The 5790-nt window shown below is 35.2% G+C and carries 4 protein-coding genes and 1 pseudogene; 1 reads left to right on the top strand and 4 read right to left on the bottom strand.

Annotated elements, in window-relative coordinates; translation table 11 throughout:
• Positions 1–140: 140 nt before the first annotated feature.
• The gene (locus tag FG384_RS19205) at positions 141–677 is read right to left on the bottom strand and encodes a DUF3267 domain-containing protein (RefSeq protein ID WP_142644296.1); all 537 of its coding nucleotides are present in this window, start codon (positions 675–677) and stop codon (positions 141–143) included.
• Positions 678–1596: 919 nt separating this feature from the next.
• Here FG384_RS19205 and FG384_RS19200 point away from each other — a divergent pair.
• Complete coding sequence (locus FG384_RS19200; protein WP_142644295.1) at positions 1597–3021, top strand: anion permease; 1425 nt, start codon at positions 1597–1599, stop codon at positions 3019–3021.
• Positions 3022–3222: 201 nt separating this feature from the next.
• Here FG384_RS19200 and FG384_RS19195 read toward each other — a convergent pair.
• The 3 genes and pseudogenes from FG384_RS19195 to FG384_RS19185 form a co-directional block, all read right to left on the bottom strand.
• Positions 3223–3672 (bottom strand): annotated as a pseudogene (locus FG384_RS19195) (MFS transporter); the annotation flags it as partial.
• Positions 3673–3990: 318 nt separating this feature from the next.
• Positions 3991–4980 carry a DUF4179 domain-containing protein gene (locus FG384_RS19190; protein ID WP_142644293.1) on the bottom strand — a complete coding sequence of 330 codons (990 nt, stop codon included), beginning with the start codon at positions 4978–4980 and terminating at the stop codon, positions 3991–3993.
• On the bottom strand, positions 4977–5516 hold the full coding sequence (locus tag FG384_RS19185) for a sigma-70 family RNA polymerase sigma factor (RefSeq protein WP_142644292.1): 540 nt from the start codon (positions 5514–5516) through the stop codon (positions 4977–4979). Before FG384_RS19185 ends, FG384_RS19190 begins: the two co-directional genes overlap by 4 nt.
• Positions 5517–5790 lie beyond the last annotated feature (274 nt).

Raw genomic sequence — 5790 nt, 5'->3', positions numbered from 1 at the left:
CTTAAAGGCTAATGTTACCATTAGCCCTCCAAGACTCGCTACGAGTGAATGGCTAGTTCTTTCTCGACGGGAATCCCACCCGCTATATGATACGACCTAGGCTCGGCCGCACAAGCACCCGTTAGTTGAATAAGAAGTTATTACGATTCTACTCGGTAGTAGCCTCTGTAAAATACAGATTTATTTGGTTTAAGTAGGATTAATATTGAATTAACAATATCGGAAGAAGAGATTATCAAATTGAACCAACTAATAAATAAAATGAGGGCTTTGCTATCCCCCGATACAAAGAACGAAGTAATAGCTGGAATTACCGATAATACGATAAAAGGTAAGCTCATAAAGACCAAAAATCTTTTCTTAGAAAGAATTGCATTTGTATTGAGCCAAAAATATATTCCTCTGAACGTTAAGCTAATATCACCTTTATTGTTTATTACAAGAATATGAAGGGCTTCGTGTATTAAAAAAACCAAAACAATGATTAAGATAAGCGGAAAATTTGTCATATGATTGAAGTTTCCCCCGAAGAACCAGTACGGTACAAGAAAAAAAGTAACCATTAATAGATAAACGAACTTCATATAATGCTTTCGAAACCAAATATTTTTAATGAAAGGTTTCCATTCTGACAAATCCAGACTTATCTTCGGCAAATTTTGAAACCAAAATATCATAACTGTTCCTGCCTTTCCTATAATCTAGTTCCGAACAATTAATAATATGTGATTAGGTTAGATGCTTCTGAATACCCTTACTTTTCTCATACCTATTAGTCGAAATTCTCATAAAATAACTACTTCGACACCCTTCCAATAATACCTCCTTATTGAACTAAACTGCTGCGTTAGTTAAATAAGAGAAGAGATACCTCTTTTATATTGAAGTGTAACAGGATTAACCCCCCCAGTATTTTTAGTCGTTAATAACCAAAAATAAATGATTTATCAAGTTCGTTTTTTATACTCTAATATAGCCGAATAAATTATGAAAAGAGCACCTACAATCATTAGGGAACCAACTAGCAAGGAATTTATTCTGTGGCTGGTTTGAAAAAAAACCTTGTAGATACCAGTAGGTAAGCAAATGATCCCCACTAAGAAATCCCTTAAAATATTCGAATCTTGTTTTAGGAATAATTTAATTTTACCTATCTTAAGCACTCCTTATTTTAGAGAGTAGAAAATTAGATTGTTATTAATTCTCCTAATAAACCATAATATCCTTCTTCAACTATCCTGCTGCTTTAGTTGAAGAAGGATATTTATATTTTCTTATGAATGATTTGTATTAGAACAATGATAGTCTTTTTTACAAAGCTACAATTCACGAGACGTTTGAATTAATGAATGAGTAAGACTATTGTGATCTTTCTAACTTCGAGTTTTGGTGAGATCCAAAAAAAATACATAAAATGATGAAAAAATTCTTTTAATTAGGACACGAACTAGTTAAAATATTTTAGTTTTCAAGTAAATGAGGTGAATAGTTAATAATTTAGATTGGTTAAACTCAATGTAAGTAACCAATGATGGGGAAATGTTAGACGGAGGACGTTATTGTTATAGAAGATAGACATGGAAGGAGTTTGTTGGCATGAAAGAAATATCAGGAAGTACGATAAAGTGGGTTCCTTTCTTCATTACCGTTGCATTTGGTATTATTATTTGGTTTATACCGGCTCCTACTGGAGTAAAAGAAAGTGCATGGCATTTGTTTGCTGTGTTTGTTGCGACAATTGTCGGTTTTATTTCAAAACCATTACCTATGGGAGCTATTTCAATTATTGCTATGACAGTGATCGCGGTGACTAATACGCTAACAATAGAAGAAACACTAAGTGGGTTTGGTAATTCAACGATTTGGCTTATCGTTATTGCGTTCTTTATTTCGCGTGGATTTATTAAGACGGGGTTAGGTGAACGTATAGCTTATGTATTTGTTCGGTTATTTGGAAAGAAAACGTTAAGCTTATCGTATTCTTTATTGATAAGTGATTTAATTTTGGCGCCTGCTATTCCGAGTAATACGGCACGTGCAGGTGGTGTGATTTTTCCTATTATCCAATCCTTATCACGTACATTTGGTTCTAAACCAGAAGATGGTACAGAACGTAAAATGGGAGCCTTTCTTTTGACGGTAGGATTTCAAGGGAACTTGATTACATCTGCTATGTTTATGACAGCTATGGCAGCCAATCCTTTAATTGTTAAGCTAGCGAGTGATACGGCTGGTGTGACAATAACGTGGTTTGGGTGGGCAACTGCTATGATTGTTCCTGGATTAGTAGCATTGATTGTTGTTCCATTTATTATCTATAAGATTTTTCCTCCAGAGATTAAACAAACTCCAGAAGCAAGTCGAATTGCGAAAGAGAAATTAGATGAGTTTGGGCAATTAAAAAGCTCTGAGAAACGCATGATTGCAGTGTTTATTGTTGTTTTAGGACTTTGGATTGGTGGGGATTCTTTAGGCATTGGTGCCACAACAGCTGCTTTAATAGGGCTTTCCTTACTTTTATTATTAGAAGTACTAACATGGTCAGATATTAAAAATGAACAAGGAGCCTGGGATACGCTTGTTTGGTTTGCGACACTCTTTATGATGGCCACTTACATGAACAAGCTTGGACTGATTCCGTGGTTTAGTAAAGAGGTCAGTTTGTTTGTGTCTGGCTATAACTGGATGTTTGCAGTATTGATATTAGCACTTGTCTACTTCTATTCACACTATTTCTTTGCGAGTTCTACAGCGCATATTAGTGCCATGTATGCCGCGTTTCTATCTGTTATGCTTCAAGCGGGAGCACCAGCCATGCTTGCGGTGATCCTATTAGCAGCATTTAGTAATTTATTTGGTGCCACAACTCATTACGGTTCTGGTCCTGCTCCTGTATTCTTCGGCGCAGGTTATATTGAACAGAAAAAATGGTGGACGGTAGGCTTTATTGTTTCTACCATTACGATTCTCATTTTTGTTATAATCGGTGGATTATGGTGGAAGCTACTTGGATATTGGTAAGATAGGATTGAGCTCGGCTACATAAGGACAACAAGTCTTTTTAGCCATGCTCAAGTAATGTTCTTCCTCATTTAGAGTCTCTTCCTGCTTCGCCAAATCACATAGCCTTGGATTTCCCTTGTGTAGTTGTTTCTTCTCTTTCTAATTCAGATACCCCCTCTTCTATAAACCCTGCCAGCCCACATTAGGACTGGCACTTCTCTATTCCTTCCGAAAAACCGCACTTTTATTTTTTGGTACAAACCAAACAATAATAAATGCAATAAGCGTAACTACGAACATAAAGAAATAGGTCGTATTCGCTGCTGTCGCATAACCTTCATTTGTTTCAATTGAAACATTTGTTAATTGTATCGAATAAATCGTCACAATGACTGCCGTACCAATCGCTCCAGCTAATTGACGAATCGTATTGTTAATAGCTGAGCCATGTGAAGCCAATTCTCTAGGTAAGGCATTTAAAGCGGCTGTATTTAATGGCATTGTGATAAAGGCTAATCCAATGCGTAAAATAATCGTACGAACAAGTAAATAGACATACGAAGTTGAAGATGATAAATCAATCACCGCCCACATCGACAGTGTAATTAAACTCATACCCACAATAAATAAAGGTTTTGCCCCGTATTTATCAAACAGTTTCCCTGTTACTTAGAACCGCACTTACTTATGATAAGGTCCATCGAAACTAATGCTAAACTGTGTTACTTCTTTTCTTCGACCATCTATCACTTTGGTTAAATGGTAAAACAAACATCGTATTAAACTAACCTGCCCCGTTAGTTCAATAAGAAAAAAGAGCTGTCTAAGCAGCTCAAGGATCTTCAAGTAAACACTCGTTAGCTTAAGTGTATTTCTTCACATTCTATCAAAAAGCAGATTACCTTTGATTACTTTTGCAACCTCCATGCTCTTTCTATTTTTTCCTTTCTAAATCGTCTATCTTTGTTCCATTTTAAAAAATTTATGTTACTCAAGTGAAATTTTAATAGTTGGTAGCGGAATTAGTTCTTTCGCTGCTAATGTTTTTTCATCAACAACTCGTATCGTTGGTGAAATAATTAATGTTTGAATATCGGTATCAGGAACAAATAATTCAGTGTATCCATTTACTCGCCCAGGTCCACTTTTAAAACTACTTGTTCCTACATTCTCATATACATTTCCTCGATTATCTTTTATGTCAAGCATTAAAACCTCAGTATCCCAATCTAGGTTTCCCTCAAAATAAAGAGTCGTTGCATATTTCCCCATTGTTATTTTGTTATACACCAACTGATATTGTTCGTCACCAAATGGAATGTTTAGCTTTTTTGAATTGGCTTTAGTCGGTGTAAGCTTTAATTGATAGTTCCAGTCTCCTTCAACAAGTGTTGTAGAATCAATCCCTTTAAGTTCTTTAGGGCTCCATTGTACATTAATCGTCTCATCGATGACCTCGTCTGAAACTCTTGCAGTAAACATGCCAATCCAAGTATAATCATCTTTTCTAATTATTTGCTGACTTAGTGTGCTTAATGTATTCCCGTTTACTTCTAAGTGATCCATCCAAAATAATGGGTTTCTATACATCGGTTTATCATGCTTCATTTCATAACTTATCGAAATGATACTGCCATCAAAAAAAGCCTCAGCTAATTCAATGGTGGAGCCATTGCTTTCGTCTTTTTGATTAATGATTGTTGCGTAATCACTAAATACTTGTAATTGTGGATTGTCATTTACTTGTATTAGCTGCTGAACGATCGGTAAGCGGTCTGCAACGGCGGGTAGCCAAATTTTACTACTAGTAACAATTAATGTCGTCATTGCGATAGCACTTATCCATTTGATTTTTTTATTGGAACGTTTCTTTGATGCGTGTAAAATACGTTTCTCTATGATTTTCTTTTCCCAATCTGATAATTCTACAGGTTCAATCTTATCAATATCGATTTTGATAAAGTCCTTTTCATTCATCTAGATACCTCCCATCTCATCTCTTCTTTTAACTTTAGCTTGCCACGATATAATCGATTTTCAACGGTTGCTTTAGAAATATCGAATATCTCTGCAATTTCTCTATTTGAATAGCCCAGGTAATATTTCAATAAAAAGATTTCCTGATCGGTTTTATTTAATCCTAAAATATTGATAAACAGTTGCTCTTTTTGTAATTTCTGTTCTACGATTCTTTCAGGCAAACCCTTTGTACTCGAAATTGAAGGGAATAATTCGACCATTTTAGGCTTATTTTGAAGACTACGGTATGTATCAATTGCTTTATACTTTGCGATAACACCAATCCATTTTTTGAAATCAGTCTCATTGCCAGTAAATTGATTGCTCTTTTGCCAAATGATAAGAAACACATCGTTTATACATTCTTCAATAGCCGTTTGGTTAGGCTGTAATACTTTTAAAACAATGGCTTTGACATAACCTCCATATGTGTGAACCACTTCTCTTAAAGCTAATTCATCCTTTTTTTGTAACTGATCAATTAATGCAAACATGTAGTGATACCTCCTTTCTTTTCTACAAGTAATAACGAGTAAATGAAAGAATACTCTCATTTTAATAAAATATAATCCTAGTTCCTCATATAAATTTATAAAGATAAGTCTTAAAGTTTGAATGCGTAAGTAATATAAGCTCAATGATCTTGAAGTAGTCGAGTAGAAGGGAACCTCTCTACCTTGCGGTAGATTGTGTTCCTCCCCCCTCACAGAACCGTGCTTGCGCTATTTACGCACACGGCTCTTCCAAGTCACCATTCACAAAATGTAG

The organism is Psychrobacillus vulpis, from assembly GCF_006861825.1.
Lineage (GTDB): Bacteria > Bacillota > Bacilli > Bacillales_A > Planococcaceae > Psychrobacillus > Psychrobacillus vulpis.
This window is presented reverse-complemented; position numbering and strand designations above follow the sequence as displayed.

Bases quoted from the DNA above. Each gene is read 5' to 3' on its own strand.
- FG384_RS19190 (WP_142644293.1), bottom strand. From the start codon at position 4,980: ATGAATGAAAAGGACTTTATCAAAATCGATATTGATAAGATTGAACCT.
- FG384_RS19185 (WP_142644292.1), bottom strand. From the start codon at position 5,516: ATGTTTGCATTAATTGATCAGTTACAAAAAAAGGATGAATTAGCTTTA.
- FG384_RS19200 (WP_142644295.1), top strand. From the start codon at position 1,597: ATGAAAGAAATATCAGGAAGTACGATAAAGTGGGTTCCTTTCTTCATT.
- FG384_RS19205 (WP_142644296.1), bottom strand. From the start codon at position 677: ATGATATTTTGGTTTCAAAATTTGCCGAAGATAAGTCTGGATTTGTCA.